The organism is uncultured Limosilactobacillus sp. (assembly GCF_934202235.1).
GTDB lineage: Bacteria > Bacillota > Bacilli > Lactobacillales > Lactobacillaceae > Limosilactobacillus.
Map to the genome: position 1 here is coordinate 1 of NZ_CAKPXS010000039.1, position 16,587 is coordinate 16,587.

18 protein-coding genes and 2 tRNA genes are annotated in these 16,587 nt (G+C 49.6%); 3 read left to right on the forward strand and 17 right to left on the reverse strand.

Annotated features, from left to right (window positions below; all coding sequences use genetic code 11):
* Positions 1-2: 2 nt before the first annotated feature.
* From Q0E49_RS06250 to Q0E49_RS06290, 9 genes are all read right to left on the reverse strand, one after another.
* Positions 3-74, reverse strand: a tRNA-Gly gene (locus Q0E49_RS06250).
* Positions 75-180: 106 nt separating this feature from the next.
* Positions 181-263: transfer RNA gene (locus Q0E49_RS06255), tRNA-Leu, on the reverse strand.
* A gap of 71 nt (positions 264-334) precedes the next feature.
* A complete protein-coding gene (locus Q0E49_RS06260; protein WP_295747145.1) occupies positions 335-1,837 on the reverse strand; it encodes an amino acid permease in 1,503 nt (500 codons plus the stop codon).
* Between the two features lie 149 nt (positions 1,838-1,986).
* Positions 1,987-2,493, reverse strand: a complete 507-nt coding sequence (locus tag Q0E49_RS06265; protein WP_295747147.1) for a GNAT family N-acetyltransferase — start codon at positions 2,491-2,493, stop codon at positions 1,987-1,989.
* A gap of 58 nt (positions 2,494-2,551) precedes the next feature.
* Positions 2,552-3,226, reverse strand: coding sequence for a phosphatase PAP2 family protein (locus tag Q0E49_RS06270; RefSeq protein WP_295747149.1), 675 nt, complete (start codon positions 3,224-3,226; stop codon positions 2,552-2,554).
* A gap of 48 nt (positions 3,227-3,274) precedes the next feature.
* Positions 3,275-3,733, reverse strand: coding sequence for a threonine/serine exporter family protein (locus Q0E49_RS06275; RefSeq protein ID WP_295747151.1), 459 nt, complete (start codon positions 3,731-3,733; stop codon positions 3,275-3,277).
* A 10-nt stretch (positions 3,734-3,743) separates the two neighbouring features.
* The gene (locus tag Q0E49_RS06280) at positions 3,744-4,496 is read right to left on the reverse strand and encodes a threonine/serine exporter family protein (RefSeq protein WP_295747153.1); all 753 of its coding nucleotides are present in this window, start codon (positions 4,494-4,496) and stop codon (positions 3,744-3,746) included.
* A 60-nt stretch (positions 4,497-4,556) separates the two neighbouring features.
* Entirely contained in the window at positions 4,557-4,766 is a 210-nt protein-coding gene (locus Q0E49_RS06285) for a cold-shock protein (RefSeq protein ID WP_295747155.1), read from the reverse strand.
* A 156-nt stretch (positions 4,767-4,922) separates the two neighbouring features.
* Positions 4,923-5,591 carry a metal-dependent transcriptional regulator gene (locus Q0E49_RS06290; RefSeq protein WP_295747157.1) on the reverse strand — a complete coding sequence of 223 codons (669 nt, stop codon included), beginning with the start codon at positions 5,589-5,591 and terminating at the stop codon, positions 4,923-4,925.
* Between the two features lie 130 nt (positions 5,592-5,721).
* Between Q0E49_RS06290 and Q0E49_RS06295 the strand changes: the two genes are divergently transcribed.
* A complete protein-coding gene (locus tag Q0E49_RS06295; RefSeq protein WP_295747159.1) occupies positions 5,722-6,624 on the forward strand; it encodes a cation diffusion facilitator family transporter in 903 nt (300 codons plus the stop codon).
* Between the two features lie 49 nt (positions 6,625-6,673).
* Here Q0E49_RS06295 and Q0E49_RS06300 read toward each other — a convergent pair whose 3' ends face one another.
* The 8 genes from Q0E49_RS06300 to Q0E49_RS06335 all read right to left on the reverse strand — a co-directional run bounded on the left by Q0E49_RS06300 (position 6,674) and on the right by Q0E49_RS06335 (position 14,156).
* Entirely contained in the window at positions 6,674-7,360 is a 687-nt protein-coding gene (locus Q0E49_RS06300; RefSeq protein WP_295747161.1) for a VIT family protein, read from the reverse strand.
* Between the two features lie 11 nt (positions 7,361-7,371).
* Complete coding sequence (locus Q0E49_RS06305; RefSeq protein ID WP_295747163.1) at positions 7,372-8,055, reverse strand: VIT family protein; 684 nt, start codon at positions 8,053-8,055, stop codon at positions 7,372-7,374.
* Positions 8,056-8,236: 181 nt separating this feature from the next.
* On the reverse strand, positions 8,237-8,722 hold the full coding sequence (locus Q0E49_RS06310; RefSeq protein ID WP_295747165.1) for a universal stress protein: 486 nt from the start codon (positions 8,720-8,722) through the stop codon (positions 8,237-8,239).
* Positions 8,723-8,861: 139 nt separating this feature from the next.
* Positions 8,862-10,103: a CPBP family intramembrane glutamic endopeptidase gene (locus tag Q0E49_RS06315; RefSeq protein ID WP_295747167.1), complete on the reverse strand. Its 1,242-nt coding sequence runs from the start codon at positions 10,101-10,103 to the stop codon at positions 8,862-8,864.
* 38 nt (positions 10,104-10,141) lie between these two features.
* Positions 10,142-11,074: an FAD:protein FMN transferase gene (locus Q0E49_RS06320; protein WP_295747179.1), complete on the reverse strand. Its 933-nt coding sequence runs from the start codon at positions 11,072-11,074 to the stop codon at positions 10,142-10,144.
* A 112-nt stretch (positions 11,075-11,186) separates the two neighbouring features.
* On the reverse strand, positions 11,187-13,061 hold the full coding sequence (locus Q0E49_RS06325; protein ID WP_295747169.1) for a ribonuclease J: 1,875 nt from the start codon (positions 13,059-13,061) through the stop codon (positions 11,187-11,189).
* Positions 13,062-13,289: 228 nt separating this feature from the next.
* Positions 13,290-13,631, reverse strand: a complete 342-nt coding sequence (locus tag Q0E49_RS06330; RefSeq protein WP_295747171.1) for a hypothetical protein — start codon at positions 13,629-13,631, stop codon at positions 13,290-13,292.
* Positions 13,632-13,676: 45 nt separating this feature from the next.
* Positions 13,677-14,156 carry a MerR family transcriptional regulator gene (locus Q0E49_RS06335; protein ID WP_295747173.1) on the reverse strand — a complete coding sequence of 160 codons (480 nt, stop codon included), beginning with the start codon at positions 14,154-14,156 and terminating at the stop codon, positions 13,677-13,679.
* A 146-nt stretch (positions 14,157-14,302) separates the two neighbouring features.
* On the opposite strand from Q0E49_RS06335, the gene Q0E49_RS06340 reads away from it, so the two are divergent.
* Both Q0E49_RS06340 and Q0E49_RS06345 read left to right on the forward strand, forming a co-directional pair.
* Complete coding sequence (locus Q0E49_RS06340) at positions 14,303-15,769, forward strand: MDR family MFS transporter (protein WP_295747175.1); 1,467 nt, start codon at positions 14,303-14,305, stop codon at positions 15,767-15,769.
* Positions 15,769-16,470, forward strand: a complete 702-nt coding sequence (locus Q0E49_RS06345) for a DUF4811 domain-containing protein (protein WP_295747177.1) — start codon at positions 15,769-15,771, stop codon at positions 16,468-16,470. Before Q0E49_RS06340 ends, Q0E49_RS06345 begins: the two co-directional genes overlap by 1 nt.
* Positions 16,471-16,587 lie beyond the last annotated feature (117 nt).

The following is a 16,587-nucleotide window of genomic DNA, read 5'->3' on the forward strand; positions in this document are numbered from 1 at the left end:
AAAGCGGAAGACGGGATTCGAACCCGCGACCCCCACCATGGCAAGGTGATGTTCTACCACTGAACTACTTCCGCATTTACTGCTTTCAACAGTTTTAAATAATACACGACTGTCCAGAAAAAGTCAACGAAAAGTTGTCATTTTTCACGACAGCGCACTGACTAGCTCTTCGGCTAGCAATGCGGATAAGAGGATTCGAACCTCCACGTCATCAAGACACAAGAACCTAAATCTTGCGCGTCTGCCAATTCCGCCATATCCGCATTAACGGGACAGTTGTCCTGTCCCGGTAGTTATTTAATTAAACAGTAATATTAAAATAGCATTGACTCGGCTAATTGTCAATTTCTTCTGGTTCAAAAGATTCCGCTTTGGTCCGCCGTGATAAGTCGACCTTTTCCAGTGGAACCATGTGAGTGTGGTACCGCACCTTGTAGTAGATAAACAAGATCAAAAACAGCGGTACCGCCATGTAGGTAATCGCAATGTTGGACCAGTCCATATGGATGAAGGCGTCAATGTTTTGACCACCCATCACAATCACACAAAGAACGAAGGAGAAAAGTGGGCCAAACGGGAACATGAGCGCCCGGTATTTCAGTTCCTTCACACTATGCCCCTGGGCAATAAACGCCCGCCGAAAGCGCCAGTGAGAAATGGCAATTCCTAACCAGGCAATAAAACCACACAACCCAGAAGCACCGATCAGGTAGTTGTAAGCGTCCTTACCAACAAACTGGGTTAAGAAAGCCAGCAGGGCGATGACTGTCGTCCCCAACAAGGCATTAATAGGAATTCCCCGTTTGTTAACGTGAGCAAAGAACGATGGTGCGTATCCTTCCTGCGCCTGGGAAAAAAGCATCCGGGTAGAAGCATACATTCCCGAGTTGGCAGCAGACAGGACAGCAGTCAGAATAACCGCGTTCATCACGCTCGCCGCCGCTGCTAACCCGGCCCGGTGAAAGACAATCGTAAACGGACTCATGGTCACGTGACGAACATCCTGACTCAACAAGTTCGGATCCGTGTATGGCAAGATGCAGGCAATCACAAAAATTGACAGTAAATAGAATAGCAAAATTCGCCAGAAAGTTGACTTAATAGCCTTCGGGACACTAATCTCCGGTGTTGCTGATTCACCGGCAGTAATCCCTATCAACTCGGTTCCCTGGAAACTAAAACCGGCAACCAGGAAAACACTGACGATCCCCTGGATCCCACCGACAAATGGTGCATCCTTGTAGTGGAAGTAACGGAAGCCGATCGGGCCCTGGCCACCAATGATCCCAACGATCATCAGCAGGCCAACGATAACAAAAACACCAACGGTAATCACCTTTACCAGGGCCAGCCAGTACTCCGTCTCACCATAAGAACGAACCGACAGGTAGTTGATCAAGAAGATTAAGACCATCACCACGGCACTAAAGATCCAGCTTGGTACTTTGGGCAACCAGAAGTTCATCACTATTCCGGCTGTCGTCGTATCCACCGTAATAGTAATTGCCCAGTTAAACCAGTAGTTCCACCCCATCGCAAAGCCGAGCGCCGGGTCAACAAACTTCGTTGAGTAGGCAGCAAACGACCCAGTCACCGGGATATAAGTGGCCATTTCCCCCAAACTAGTCATTAGGAAATAAACCATGATCCCCATGATAAAGTAGGCCACTAACGAACCGCCAGGACCGGCAGTGGAGATTGCCGACCCACTGGCGATAAATAGCCCGGTTCCGATCGAACCACCGAGGGCAATCATAGTCAAGTGTCGAGTTTGTAGCGAACGCTTAATATGCCCCTCACCTTGGGACGCGGCCGCTGCTTGTTTGTGTTCAGTCATCTAAATCCCTCCGTTTCATCGCCGGTCAACGGTCTGACCGGTCAGCTGATTAAGTAGACGCTTTATTATACTCAATTCTGAAGATGAATAAACAGTGATCTGCCCGACTGACTAAGTGCTAGGTGCTCTCAGGCCCGTTATAACGGCTTTCATTTTCGCTGAATTTTTTTGCTTTGCGTCGTCCAGCACCATTGAAGGACCCCGCGGTCTTCCCCTGGCGTCAGACGTTGAAAGCCCGCCCGTTGGAGTACCCGTTGGGAGGCCACATTACTGATACTGGTCGAGGCGGTCACCATGACTGGCTGTTTTTGGCGGCGCAGGTCGGTTAACAGGAGTTTCACTGCAGAAGTCATTAAGCCGCGGCCACGAAAGGTGGGCCCCAATAGGTAGCCGAGGTCAAACCCCGTCGTTGATGGCACCAGTGACATGACACCCGCTAGGCTGTTGCTTGCCCGTTCTATTACCAACCAGAGTCCCCGATCCTTGGTTACCAGGATATTTAACGCCCACTGCCAGCTAGCCACATCATCCGGATCCGGCAGCTGCAGGCCGCTAGCTTCAACCGTTTGGCGGTCACTTAATAAAGCTGCCAGTGCTGCTTGGTCACCCGCCTTCACTGGGCGGATGGTCACCAGCTGGTCACTTAACTTGGTCAATCTTGTCGCCTCCAAAAAAGCCGTAACCTCCGCTAAAGCGAACGTTACGGCATCTTGCTTAATATAATGAATTATGAACTAGCCGGAAGTGTTGCTTGAGCCACGGTGCAATCACCACGTACAGCCATTCGGCAACCTGCAACCAAGTGTAGCCCAGTAGCATCGCCCCAATCGTGTCAACTGGGTAGTGGGCCCACAGGTAAACCCGGGAAATGGCCAGCAGTAACACTGCCAAGACTAACAAGATCTGGCAGATCACCCGTGTGGACTGACGACGAATCAGCGGCACCACAATAAGCATCAGGACCCCCGCTACCAGGAAAAAGCCGAGGACGTGGCCGCTCGGAAAGCTGTAGCCGTCATCCTTGGCCATGTGCTGAACCGGCCGGGCCCGCTTAACGATGTGCTTAACAATCCACCCTAAAGTGTCACCACCAACTACCGTGCAGATCGTCCAGAGTGCCGGAATCTTGAGCTTGAAGCCCCAGAGCAAAAAGGCAATAATCAGCATCCAGAGCAGGTCCATCTTGGGGCTACCCAAAAACGAAATTAACGACATTAAAAAATGAACAAAGTGGTTATTCCCGTTGGGGTTGGTGAATAACGATTGAAAAACCGAATCAACCAACTGCAGAATCATTGACTGTCCCTTAAGCATGGCAGCAAGAAGGATAAATAAAATGCCACTAATGGCAAACCGTTTCCAGCGGTCATTTTCTGGTTGAATGAGCATAATGAATTCTCCTATATTTCGTCAAAGTACCAAGCTAGTATACCACACTTAACCACGGCGTCTCGGCAGTTTTCTGGGGCCGTACAAGAGGCGGTTAATCATTTCGCCAATCCCTAATCCCAGCGTAATTGCCCCGGCAATAACCATCACCTGGTACAAAAAGATCAGTGACTGGTCATTATTCCCAACAACAAAGTTACGCACCATCTTATACGCCTGGCCGCCGGGAACAAAGGTCACTAGTGAAGGAACAGTATAGATAATCGTCGGCATTTTCTGGTGTCGTGCTGCCGCCATACTGAAAATCCCGATCAGGATAGCCGCGATCATGTTGCTAACCGCTAATCCCCAGTGAAGGTGGTAGTAGGTCTCCCAATAAACTAACCAGGACAAACCGCCAATCATCCCTGCAATGTGGTAAGCGCGCGCTGGGATGTTGAGCAAGACCCCAAAACAGACCGTCGCCACATAAGCAAACAATGCCTGCAGAACTGCTTTTCCGAGCATCTTGCACCTCCTAAACGTAACGTAGCACAATCACGATCGCGCAGCCAATTGCCGCCGCAGTTAATACCGCCTCAATGGCCCGCGTTGGCCCGCTAATCAGGTTACCAGAAACGAGGTCGCGCATGGCGTTGGTCAACGGAATTCCGGGAACCAGCGGCATGACCCCACCGACAATCAGGGTGTCGATGTTACTGGCCCAGTGTAGGGTGACAGCCAGGAAAGCTAGTAGCCCAATCACAAGTGACGCGGCAAACTCTCCCAGGTATTTAATCCGGAACACATGGTTCAACAGAAGAAAAACGCCATAGCTTACCCCACCAATCACAAAGTCAACCGGAGCGTCAAGGTAGTCGCCGGTAAAGACAATCATCAGGACAGCACTCAAGACTGCCGCCGCTAAGAGCTGCCAGCCCACCGATGTCATATCGGTAAGTTTTTGAACCGCCCGTAAACGGTGGTAAAGTTGCTTGAGGGTCAGGTGTCCGCCACTGAACTTCCGGGAAAGGCCGTTAACTAACGCAATTTTGTTTAAGTCATTCGCCCGGTTGTGAATAGATACCACCTGGGCATTTGGCAAGCCCTCTGCTGAAGCCACCACCCCTGTCAGGGTCGTAAAGCCCTGAAAGGACGTTAACCCAGCAGTGGCCGCAATCCTGTCCATTGTATCGTTGACCCGGTCCATGTTGGACCCATTTTCAATTAAGAGCTCGCCTGCCAGGAGGGCTGTTCTGATTGCAAGCTGTGTATCCACCGACTTGGCCATTTTTGCCTCCAAAAAAGAGCGCCCAGTTTCCCAGACGCTCCAGCATTTAATTTTTAACGATTATTCAGCGTCGTCTTTAACAACGTTGGTAGCTTGTGGGCCACGGTCGCTTTCTTCAACGTCGAAAGTAACGTGTTGGCCTTCCTTCAGGGTCTTGAACCCGTCACCTTGAATAGCTGAGAAGTGAACGAACACGTCTGAACCATTTTCACGAGTGATAAAGCCGTAGCCCTTGTCATCGTTAAACCATTTAACAGTACCTTGTTCCATTTGTAAATCCTCCTACTGCGCCTTGCGCATGATACTTTTGTAATTCTTATTGAGGTGCAGATTGGAGATATTCCAAGGGTTGAAACGATCGAACCAAAATTACCCTTTCAAAACTACAGCTATCATTCTACCATAAGGCTGCCAACAAGCCTAGCATTAATCCGCCGATTGGCCAACTTCATTGATAAAGACGTTATGAGCCGCCTTATAAGAAACGCTAATGGCCTCATCCCGACCATCAGGTTTTATGACCACCGGACCGTCAAACGGCTCGTGCTTAACTACCGTCACTCCCTGGTGGGGTGTCAACCCACACTCGTTGAGATACGTCAGCAAGTCGTGGTTATCCAAAAAGCGTAACAGTTCAACATGTTCGCCATCTTTACCATCCGCGAGAACCCGGTGGCTGGCATCGGCAAACTCACCGCTTGCCGACGGAATCACCCCGCCATGTGGGCAGTAACGGGGGTGACCGAGAAAACTATCCAGAGCCGTTGCTAGGCGGTCACTGGTATTATGTTCCAACACCTCGGCCTCGGGATGGACATCCGCCAGGTTGTACTGTAACTTATCCACCAAAAACGTTTCCCACAGGCGGTGCTTCCGCACTAATTCTGCCGCATATTTGAGTCCCTTCGGCGTCAATGAAATTCCTGCGTAGGGTTCGTGATTCACCAAACCCTCACTTGCCATCTTACTAATCATTTCAGTGACGGAGCCGGCTGCAATGCCTAACCCCAGTGAAATATCCTTATTGGTAACCTTTTTACGGTTGCCACCGAGTTCAAAGATGATCTTTAAATAGTCTTCTTTCATCGGTGTCATTATATCGACCAGTCCCCCTTAAACACCAAGGAATTCTTTTGTTAACTTTTACATGATGATATTATATCATAAGAGAGCAAAACAAGTTAGGATAACCTAAGAAAAAAGTTATCAAATTGGGAGGAGAACAATGCATGAGAACAATGTGACCGGTAAGCGCTTTTTGGCGGTGACCCTACTCAATGCGGGAATCACCATCGTTGAACTGCTGGGTGGACTGGCTGCCGGTAGTTTGGCACTGCTATCAGATGCCTTTCACAACCTGGGTGACTCGGTATCAATCGTCTTAAGTTACGTCGCGCAGGTCATTTCCAAAAAGCCCGAAACTAACCGCCAAACATTTGGCTACCGGCGCGCGGAAATCCTGTCAGCCCTAGTCAATGCCGCCTTTTTATTAGTGATTGCCGTCTTCTTAACGCTCGAAGCTATTCGGCGGCTCCGGCATCTCCAACCAGTTAATGGTCAGTTAATGACCATTGTCGCCGTTGTGGGACTAGCCGCTAACTTCATATCTGCCTACCTGCTTCACGCTGGTAGTCACGAAAGTTTAAACATCAAGGCGACTTACCTTCACGTCCTCAGTGATGCCCTGGCCTCAGTGGCCGTCATCATCGCCGGGGTCATCCTGATCTTTTATCCGATTAGCTGGCTCGACCCAGTTTTGACCGTCGCCGTTGCCATCTACATTGCCTACGAGGCATGGCCTATTGTTAAGCAAACCGTCAACATCCTGATGGAGTCAGCTCCCGTCCTCGATTACGATGCCATTAAAGCCGACTTGCTCAAGATTGATGGCATTAAGTCGATCCACCATATCCATGCCTGGTCAGTCGACGAGCACCGCGTGATGTTTTCCTTACACATCGTTTGTGCAGACGCGAAACTGAGTGAAATTGATAAGCTGTATGACCAAATCGATCAGTTAATGTTGAACAAGTATGGTATTTGTCACGTCACCATTCAAGCTGAGTGCCACCGTGATGACGGCGAGAAAATGTTTGATACGCACGAAGATGAACAACACGGTATGTAAAAAAGGGGTCCGCACTGCGGACCCTCTTTTAGTAACTCCATTAATCGTTTTAGAATAATTTCCCCACACCGTAGTGAATGCAAATGGTAATGAGACCAATGACAATGTTTCTGATCACAGCGACTTTCACTAGCCCGTTTCCCAACTTAGAACTGATAAAGCCGGTCAAAGCACTAGCCAAAACAACCGCCAGAATCGTTGCGTACCACTTAAAATCGACGGGACTGAAGGTCATCGCAAACAGTGGAAAGATCCCCCCAGCAGCTGCTGAGAAAAGTGAGGCAAAGGCAGCTTCCCAGGGATTCATATAGTGTCCTAACTGAATACCGTACTTCACCCGTACCACCGTCTCCAACGGTTTCTTATTCAGCAAGTCAATCGCAATCTCCCGGGCCGTCTGGTCAGTAATTCCTTTTTGGGCATAGTAGTCTGCTACCACGGCCACTTCGGCCTCCCGGTCGGTCTGCAACAGCTTTTCTTCACGCTCAACTGCTGCTTTCTCCGTATCCTTCTGGGTGCTGACCGAGGCGTACTCGCCCGATGCCATCGAAAAGGCACAGGCCAGCAAGTCAGATAAGCCGGCAATGAAAATCGTAAAATTATCAGTCGTCGCTGCTGCCACCGAAACGAGGACGCCGACAACCGTCAACACCCCGTCGTTAGAACCTAACACACCAGCACGGAGGGCGTTGAGCTTTTCATTCATCGTTTGCTTTTGGCGCTTCTTTTTTACCATCCTAACGCCTCCTACCTAGCAAAGAGTTGCCCGATGAGGAAAGTAACCCCCATCGTGAGCATTCCCGAGACGACATTACGAAGCGCCGACTTGCCCCGGTTGGAGTCGCCTAGAACAGCAGCGACATAGCCGGTAATCGCCAGGGCAATCAGCACCGCAATAATGGTTGCCATAATCCGCATTTTCACTGGCGACAATGTGACTGCCAGCATGGGTAGAATGGAGCCGGTCGGGAAAGCAATAAAGGACGCAATTGCCGCTTCGTACGGGCTCGTAAATTCCTTTGGATTGAAGCCATACTTTTCCTGAACGACATTATCTAAGGCGTCATCACCTAAAAGTTCATCTGCCGCCTTGTTTGCCAATTGCGGGTCAATTTCCTGAGCAAGGTAACGGTTCACCATGTCCTGGCGAACGCCATCCAGGTCATCCTCAAGGTGCTGCTTTTCGGCGATAATGGCCATTTTTTCGGAGTCCTTCTGGGTACTAACCGAAACATACTCCCCCATACACATTGAAATTGTCCCGGCCAGCGACCCTGAAAGGCCAGAAATCAAAATTGAAAAGCTGTTGCTGGTCGCAGCGGCCACGCCGACAACAATGCCGGCAACAGAGAGGATCCCGTCATTGGCACCCATTACCCCTGCCCGTAGAACGTTAATCTTCTGGGCCAAGGACATCTTACGCTTTGTCATTCGTTATTTCCCTTTCTAAAATTAAATTAGATTCATTATAACATAGAATTAAGAAGTCACACGATTGTTTTTATTTCAATATAACTCCACCATATAATGATTAAAAATTATCATAAATGCACGAAAAGCGGCTCCGCCATCTTGGCGGGCCGCTTTTCATTGGTTAACAAATTCCTACTCGCTAGTTTTCTTGGTCTTCATCAACCATTTCGTTACTCCGAATAACGAAGACTGATGTTCCGGCGTGCTTCGTCATGTAACTGGCCTGGGAACCAACCGTCTTGCGGTTGCCCCACTTGCCAATTGAGCCGATGATCAATAGGTCTGGCTGAAATTCAGGGATAACGTGGTTGCAAATCCGTTCAGCTGGCCGTTCACCCTGGTCAACCAGTGCCGTGATCTTGCTGGCTTCAACACCGTAATCAATCGCTGCCTGAACGTATTCGTTAATCCGTTTCTGCAGCTCTTCACGGGTGCTGTGAACGTAATCCTTATCAAGGATCTGATACACGTTAGTCTTATTGGTTTCGTAAACAGAAACGATCCCTAGTTCGGAGCCATCGCGCTTGGCCTTATCAACAGCGTAACAAAAAGCTGCCCGGGCATCCGGAGCGTCGTCGACCCCCACCAAAATCTTGTGGAAACGTTTCGGTTTAATCTCAAACATAGTGAAACCCCTCTCTGGTGAAATGATAGATTGTGTGAAAACGTCACTTAATCTATGACCATCTTACTACATATTTCACCAATGTAAATGATTTTTTCAGGTCGTCCTAAACTTATTTTCTGCTGATACAAACTCACGATTAGTGAAATTCGTACTGTGGCAAAACATAGTCGAAGCGCTGCCGCCGTCCAGTAAAGCGATTAGCATGACGCTCCATTGCATGGCGCCGGTCACCAAAGAGCATCCAAATAAAGATGGCCACATCAAGAATTAGCTGGAAGATCACCGCAACCCAGTCTAAGCTGGTCGCATGACCAACCATCAGCGGAACGCCAATGATCATAAAGGCAGTCCAGTCAACCAAAAAGTGCATCAGCATTGTCAACCACAGCTGGCCAGTATAGAGGTACACACAGCTGAAGAAGAGTCCCGTTCCAAAAGCCCCCAGGGCCTGGATAGTTGTCACGTCCCATTGCTGGGCTGGAACGTTGCTGAAATGAATCAGTCCAAAGAGGGTCGCAGAAATAAGAATCGCTGCTGGTACCCGGTGAGCGTTATGCCGCAACCCGGCTAATAGAACCCCTAAGATCCCAAAGCGGAATAGTGTTTCCTCGCCAATGCCAGCTGCTGCCGCCTGCATGGTCAATAATCGATCAACGCGGAACCCACTAAAGCTGTACTGGGTTAAGAGTCCCCACCACTTGCTTGGACTGTTGAACGCATTCCAAAAGGTAAAGGCGAGGTCGAAGCCAATTAAAAAGAGGATGACCCACACACTGATGTCAGAATGCCAGCGAGGCTTCAATCCTGGCCAGGACAGGTGCCAGCCACGCATCAAAGTGGTCACCAGGACAAAAAACGAAACGCTGCCGAAAAGACCAGCGTGGAGTCCCTGCATCAGGAAACGTGACCCCGTTAAGCTTTCTGGATAAACGAGCGGGATCGTCTGGGTAACGGCAACTGACCAGTACAAAAGACAAACAACCCGTGACACTGTCCACTCAACGGCTGACCCAATCACACTGGCAAAGGGAGCAAACATGACCATGTAGTATAGCAGGGTCAACGTTAGAATTCCCCGTGCCGGCAAGTACAGCAGGACAATAATCTGCCGAGTCACTACTCCCCAGACCACCACCAACAACAATGGCTGAAAGATGGCCTGGAGCCAGCGGTTGCCAAAATCTAACCACTGTGGTCGGCGCCTTTGCGGATAAAAATCAGTCACCACCCCAATGACACTAATCACTAGCAAAAAGGCCAGCAACCACATAATCGGTCGTTGCAACATGGCCTCCCGTAAGAAAATGACGAGCGCAAATAGTGTTGCCACACACAGTTGCGCCTGATACCAAATATGTAGGTAGTCTCTGCCTGACATTGTCTTCCCCCTCTAATTACCTCTTTGACTGACGCTTATTACGGCCGCCGGTCTACAAATTCTGTTCTACCGTCATTATAGATAAACAGGGCGCCGTACAAATCTGGGCGCCCAACACCCCAGCCAGGAAGCGGTTGTCCTGCAAAAAAGAGCCGCTTGGCTTCCACCTCGCCGGTCACTGATCTTCGACTAAAGATAGTGACTGAAGCCACGTTAGTCTGCCGTGGCCGCCCCGTTTGCGGATCCAACAGGTGGTGGTAATGGTGACCATTTTTGACCAACTGGCGTTCATAGGTTCCCGACGTCACCGCCGAGCATTCGGGCATCAATACCTGTTGGCAATCTGCTCCCCGCTCTTTGCGCGGATCCTGAATGCCAATGACCCACCGCCCATCAGCTCGTCGCGGTGATGGGCCGACAAACAACAAGTTACCACCTAAATTGATCATCCCGTTGACGATGCCAAAAGAGCGCCAGTAGTCCCGAACCCGGTCGGCAATATAGCCCTTGGCAATACCGCCCAGATCAATTTCCATCCCCGGCCGCTTCAGGAAAACGGTCTGCTGTCGATCATCGAGCTCAACTTGGTCGGGATCAATCAACTTTAGTCGGTGATGAATCTCTTCGCCAGTGGGAACTCTGGCACCCTTAAAGCCAATTTTCCAGAGCTTGACTAACGGACCAATCAGCGCGTTGAAGCCAAATTGCTGCTGACTCGCCGCCACCGCCAGTTTAACTAGCTCAAAAACCATTGGCGTAACCTGCACGGGTTGACGGCCCGCCTGGTGGTTCACCGTCATCAGTAGTGATGACTCCCGGTTAACAGTTAACAGGTCTTCATAGCGTTTAATGAGTGCTAACGCCCCGTCGGTCAAAGTTTTATCCGTTGTCCCAAAGACCGTCAGGGTGATCTTCGTCCCCAGCGCATGACCAGTTGTCGTCACTGTTTTCAGGGCCAGGTTGTGAATTATGTGGTCCGCCATCACAACGCCTCCTTTATCATCTCTTCTCAGTATAAACTTAAATTAAGCAAAAAGGGAGGACGATTGGCACTTTCGGCCAGTTCGTCCTCTCCAGAAATTGCTATTTATTTTCAGCAGTCACTGCTGCTTGTTGATGTTTTTGTTCGTGATGGTGGTTACGCCGACGGTGTTGGCGGTGGTTATTATTAGACCGGTGTTCGCCGCTCTGACCCTGGTGGGCGTTGTTGCGCTGATGGTGGCGCTTGGCAACGTAGCGATCGTTTGGCTGCCGGTTCTTGGCATCACCATTTAAGATCGTCACCATTGGAATGATCACCGGTCGACGACCTGTCCGCTCAAACAGCAGCTTCTGCAGACGGCTGACAATGGTCCGGTTAATCGTCCGCACGTCGACGTGCTTATGGTTCTTGAAAGTATTGAGAATGGCCCAGAAGACTTCGTGATTAGCGGCCTTAATTAATTCTTGCGACTCGTGCATGTAAACAAAGCCCCGTGACACAATGTCCGGACCCGCCACAATCTGGTAGTCCTTGAGGTCAACAACCGCCACGGCAGTAACGACCCCCTCTTCAGACAGCAGGCGCCGTTCGCGAATTTCAGGATTGCCCACTGAATCACCAACATCACGGCCGTCGATGTAAACATCCCCGGCTGTTTCAATGTGGTCGGCAATCCGCGCACTATCCTTCGTCAGCGCCAACACGTCACCATTAGCTAAGATGAAGCAGTGGTCTTTCGGAACACCAGTCATCTGGGCCAGCTTCGTGTGAATCTTCTGCATCCGGAATTCACCATGGACCGGGGCAAAGAACTTCGGCTTCATCAAGCGAAGCATCAATTCTTCGTCAATTTGACCACCGTGACCCGAGGTGTGGATGTTGTTGACGTAACCGTGAATAACCGTCGCGCCGCTTTCCTCCAGCTTGTTAATCAGGGCGTTAACACTCGTTGTGTTCCCCGGAATGGGGTTGCTGGAGAAGACAACCGTGTCACCCGGCTGAATCGTAATCTGCCGGTGGGTACCATTGGCAATTCGACTCAAAGCCGCCATTGGTTCACCCTGGGACCCGGTACACATGATCATCACTTTTTCCGGTGGGTAAGAGTTAATATCATTCTGGTCGATTAAGTAATCCTCGGGAATATTTAAGTAGCCGAGGTCCTGCCCCGCCGCAATCGCATTTTCCATGCTCCGTCCAAAAACGGCAATCTTACGGCCCTGCTTAATAGCAGCGTCACAAGCCTCCCGTAGCCGGTAAACATTGGAAGCAAAGGAAGCAAAGATAATTCGCCCCTTAATTCGTTCAAAAATCCGGCGAATGTGAATGTCGACCCAGCGTTCCGACTTAGTAAACTGTGGCCGCTCAGCGTTTGTACTGTCAGAGGTCAGTAACAAAACTCCTTCATCCCCCAGCTTAGCCATCTGTTGGAAGTTTGGTGCCGGCAGTTGACCAACTGGCGTTAAGTCAAACTTAAAGTCCCCAGTTTGGATAATCGTCCCCTGCGGCGTGTGCACAGCGACCCCGAGCGTATCAGGGATAGAGTGTGTCGTCCGGAAGAAACTGACCCAGGTCTTCTTAAAGTGAACCGTATCGAATTCATTAATTTCGTGCAATTCAGCCGTCTTCAGCAGGTGCTTTTCGTCCAGCTTGCCCCGAATTAATGACATTGCAAACGGGCCGGCATAAATTGGCACGTTCACCTTCTGGAGGAAGAACGGCAAACCACCGATATGGTCTTCATGGCCGTGGGTAATAAAAATCCCCTTGATCTTATCCTTGTTTTCCACCAGGTAGTCGTAGTTTTGAATGACGTAGTCGACCCCCAGCAATTCGTCTTCCGGGAAGAGGACCCCACAGTCAATAATGATAATTTCGTCTTGGAATTGAACACAGTACATGTTCTTCCCAATTTCACCAAGGCCGCCCATAGCAAAAAAGGCCACCTCATCGTTATGAATCTTGAGTTTACGCATAGTTACCTTTCCTTTATTTAGTTTTCTCTGGTACACGTTAAAAAACCGTCACGTGAGAATGATGGCTAACGCGCTTATTCAAATGTTGTGAACTGTCCCGGCGGGCAGCATTACACATTTAATTCTTCGACATAAAACTATGTTAAATTTTATCACAAGAAACGACTGCAAGCAAAAAGGAGCACTACTGGATCACAATCCCGCAATGCTCCTCAATTAAATAGCTACTTAGTCTTCGACTGGCTCTTTCAGCCGGATATCTTCAACCCAGTCATGCCAGCTTTGACTCGGTTCACCATCCTCATGGTAAGTCATGTCCAGCGACGATAAGATTCGGTCATAATTAGCCTGGTTATCCTTGAGGCTTAACTCCCTCACCTGGTCATGAGTCATGTACTTATTTTCAATCAGTAGTCGGTTGATAGTAATCATGTCGGTATCACTTTGTGATTTGCCGCTAATAATTTCCAGATCATCAGCTAAAAAGGCGCCAATATAATAATCGGCAAAACTTTCCCGTGCCTTTTGTTGGGCTTCCGCGTCCAGTTTGCTGTATTCAATTGTACTCAAGATAAGTCCCCCTTAGAAAGTCCTCATCTCCAGACTATCACACAATTAGTCTTCCTGGTCGTTTTTTCCCGACTTTCTTTCTTGGTGATCCACTAACCGTAATTCCACTTTCTCCTGGGGAGCGGTCACCACCACCTCAACATCATATTCCGGGTGGTCTGCCAGCTGTCCAATGTTTACCTGTAGTGAATCTGCGCTTTCGCGAACCTTCAGTAGGTTATTACGGATAAAGCGGCGAACGGTATGGCGAACCTGACGGTGTTGTTTATCAATTTCCACGGCCTTCGCCAAAGTATAGCCCTGGTCTAAGAAGTTCTTGATGGTGATCACGGCATACATCGTCTGCAGGGTGTACTTGTGAGCCTTGCCAGCCTCACTTTGCTCTGATTGAATGTATCCCTTTTGCTCCCAGTAGCGTAGTTGGCGGCCAGAGACCCCCGAAGCAATCGATAGTTCTTTTAAGCTGATTCGGAGACGGTTTTGTTCAATCATTTTCTTAAATAAAACGCCTTGTTGCTTGTCCATTAACCTTCCTCGTTTCTCAAACTCGTCCTTCAATTCACCATTTTAGTATACAGACCTATCTTTAATTGTCAAAAAACTTGACAATGATGTCAAGAATTTGTATATTTGTTGGCGTTACATTTTTTGAAAAGAAAAGAGGCTGTATCTTGGCAAGTACACAAACTGTTGACATCCATGGTCGTCCATACAAACGGGCGATTGTTGTCGCGGTCCTATTAATTGGATCGTTTTGTACCTTCTTAAACCAGACGATTCTGGCGACTGCCTTTCCCGCACTGATGAAGGCCTTTGACGTCAGCACGTCCACGGTTCAGTGGCTAACCACTGGTTTCTTGATGGTCAACGGGGTCATGATCCCGGTAAGCGCCTTCCTGAACCGGCGTTTTTCGACTAAATGGCTCTACTTTACTGCCATGTGCATTTTTGAAGCGGGGACGATTACCGCTTGGCTGGCACCGAGCTTTGGTGTCTTGCTCGCCGCGCGACTAATTCAGGCTACGGCAGTGGGAATCACGATGCCATTGATGCAAAACATTATGTTAACGATCTACCCGCCAAATGAACGTGGTGCTGCCATGGGGATTAACGGTTTGGTCATTGGGCTCGCCCCGGCGATCGGCCCAACGCTCTCCGGGTGGGTAATTGATAACTTCAGTTGGCGTGACCTTTTCGGGATGATCGTCCCGATTGTGGCTGTCGTCATTATCATGTCGTTTTTCCTCTTGCGGGACGTATTGCCTAACTCCAAACCTGAGATGGACTGGTGGTCACTAGTCTTTTCCAGCATTGGCTTTGGTAGTATGCTTTACGGTTTTTCCGAAGTTGGTAATAGCGGCTGGGGAAGTCCGGTTGTCATCGGTGGAATCGTTATCGGGGCGATCTTTGTTGCCATCCTGGTAGCACGTCAAGGACACCTCGATAATCCGTTCCTCGATTTCCGGGTCTTTAAAACGCCTGCCTTTCTTCTCTCAACGGTCCTCAGCTCGATCGTCATGATGGCGATGGTTTCCGTGGAAATGGTTGTTCCCCTGTACCTGCAAATTGTCCACGGGATGTCCGCCTTTCATTCCGGGCTGACCCTCCTCTGTGGGGCGTTGATGATGGGGATCATGAGCCCAATCACCGGGAGCCTCTTTGACCGGCATGGTGCTCGGCGCCTCGCAATGATGGGGATGTTTATCCTGACCTGCGGGACGGTTCCGTTTGCCTTTTTGAACCGTGAAACACCCACCATTTACATTGTTGTTCTCTACGCGGTACGGATGTTTGGGATTTCAATGGTCATGATGCCGGTCACCACCTCCGGGATGAACGCCCTGCCGTTGAAGATGATTCCGCACGGGACTGGCGTTAACAACACCATTCGTCAGGTGGCAACTTCCGTTGGGACCGCCATTATGGTTTCCGTCTTAACTAACGTTACCAACGCCCACCAGCCAGCACACAGTCTGTTGGCCCGCGACCCGCTGAAGTATAAGACACAAATGATTAACGCCACCTTATCCGGCTATCACGCCGCCTTCTGGTTTGCCGTTGGTTTTGCTGTCTTGGGATTAGCACTAACGGTGTTTCTGAGCACGACCAACAACGCTGAAAAGGGAGGTGCCCACTAATGGTTATTATCCTACTGATTTTTGGTTGCCTGGCCCTCTTTTCCTCGGCCATGTTTCTCCCAACGGCTGGCAAACGAGTACCGGCCGTGATCATCAGCGGCATCATCATGGTTGGTGCGACAACGATGATGGTCTTAAACTACCACTCCCACCTGGGAATGAAGCAGGTGACGACCACAACGACGCAAACCGTCGAACCGGTATCTGCCAAGTTGCCAATCGCCCTCTACCAACCACTGGGAACTGCCGGCAATGAGGAAGTCTTGATGTACCGCCTCAGTGCAAACGGCAAAGTTAAGCACACCCCAGCTGATGAAAACATTAGCTGCCAGATGAAGTTTGCTAATGTTTCCTCGCTGACGATGACGACGACCAAGACTACTTGGCAGTTCAAAAACGGCTTCTATCGTTCCCTCTTTTTGTGGTCCGGAATGAATGGGACGCTGGTTAAAAAGCAAACGACCATTACCTATCCACAAGAGTTTGTCAAAGTTACTCCGCAACAAATGAAAAAGCTCAAAGCTGCCCTTCAACCGGCTAACCCGGCTAGTCAGGCCGCACAAAAACAGGCGCTCGACTTGGCTGTGAAAGCCAAACTAGCACAATCTCCGCAAGCGACGGCCCAACAAAAGCAGGCCATCGCTCAGCAAGTTCAACGTCAAGCAGCTGCTAAAATGATTAAACAAGCCTTAGCTAAATAAAATAACGGGACCCTGCTTCTCCAACGGGGTCCCGCTATTATTTTGGGCTCTACACTAAATCCTGTTGATGGATTATCCAAGTGGTAATCTATTAATGGGATTTTTGCATACAAAAAG

Excerpts from the sequence above, each read along its gene's own strand:
- Q0E49_RS06275 (WP_295747151.1), bottom strand. The coding sequence starts at position 3,733 with ATGCTCGGAAAAGCAGTTCTGCAGGCATTGTTTGCTTATGTGGCGACG.
- Q0E49_RS06270 (WP_295747149.1), bottom strand. The coding sequence starts at position 3,226 with ATGCTCATTCAACCAGAAAATGACCGCTGGAAACGGTTTGCCATTAGT.
- Q0E49_RS06315 (WP_295747167.1), bottom strand. The coding sequence starts at position 10,103 with ATGTCAGGCAGAGACTACCTACATATTTGGTATCAGGCGCAACTGTGT.
- Q0E49_RS06310 (WP_295747165.1), bottom strand. The coding sequence starts at position 8,722 with ATGTTTGAGATTAAACCGAAACGTTTCCACAAGATTTTGGTGGGGGTC.
- Q0E49_RS06335 (WP_295747173.1), bottom strand. The coding sequence starts at position 14,156 with ATGGACAAGCAACAAGGCGTTTTATTTAAGAAAATGATTGAACAAAAC.
- Q0E49_RS06325 (WP_295747169.1), bottom strand. The coding sequence starts at position 13,061 with ATGCGTAAACTCAAGATTCATAACGATGAGGTGGCCTTTTTTGCTATG.
- Q0E49_RS06260 (WP_295747145.1), bottom strand. The coding sequence starts at position 1,837 with ATGACTGAACACAAACAAGCAGCGGCCGCGTCCCAAGGTGAGGGGCAT.
- Q0E49_RS06285 (WP_295747155.1), bottom strand. The coding sequence starts at position 4,766 with ATGGAACAAGGTACTGTTAAATGGTTTAACGATGACAAGGGCTACGGC.
- Q0E49_RS06305 (WP_295747163.1), bottom strand. The coding sequence starts at position 8,055 with ATGACAAAGCGTAAGATGTCCTTGGCCCAGAAGATTAACGTTCTACGG.
- Q0E49_RS06300 (WP_295747161.1), bottom strand. The coding sequence starts at position 7,360 with ATGGTAAAAAAGAAGCGCCAAAAGCAAACGATGAATGAAAAGCTCAAC.
- Q0E49_RS06345 (WP_295747177.1), top strand. The coding sequence starts at position 15,769 with ATGGTTATTATCCTACTGATTTTTGGTTGCCTGGCCCTCTTTTCCTCG.
- Q0E49_RS06290 (WP_295747157.1), bottom strand. The coding sequence starts at position 5,591 with ATGACACCGATGAAAGAAGACTATTTAAAGATCATCTTTGAACTCGGT.
- Q0E49_RS06295 (WP_295747159.1), top strand. The coding sequence starts at position 5,722 with ATGCATGAGAACAATGTGACCGGTAAGCGCTTTTTGGCGGTGACCCTA.
- Q0E49_RS06280 (WP_295747153.1), bottom strand. The coding sequence starts at position 4,496 with ATGGCCAAGTCGGTGGATACACAGCTTGCAATCAGAACAGCCCTCCTG.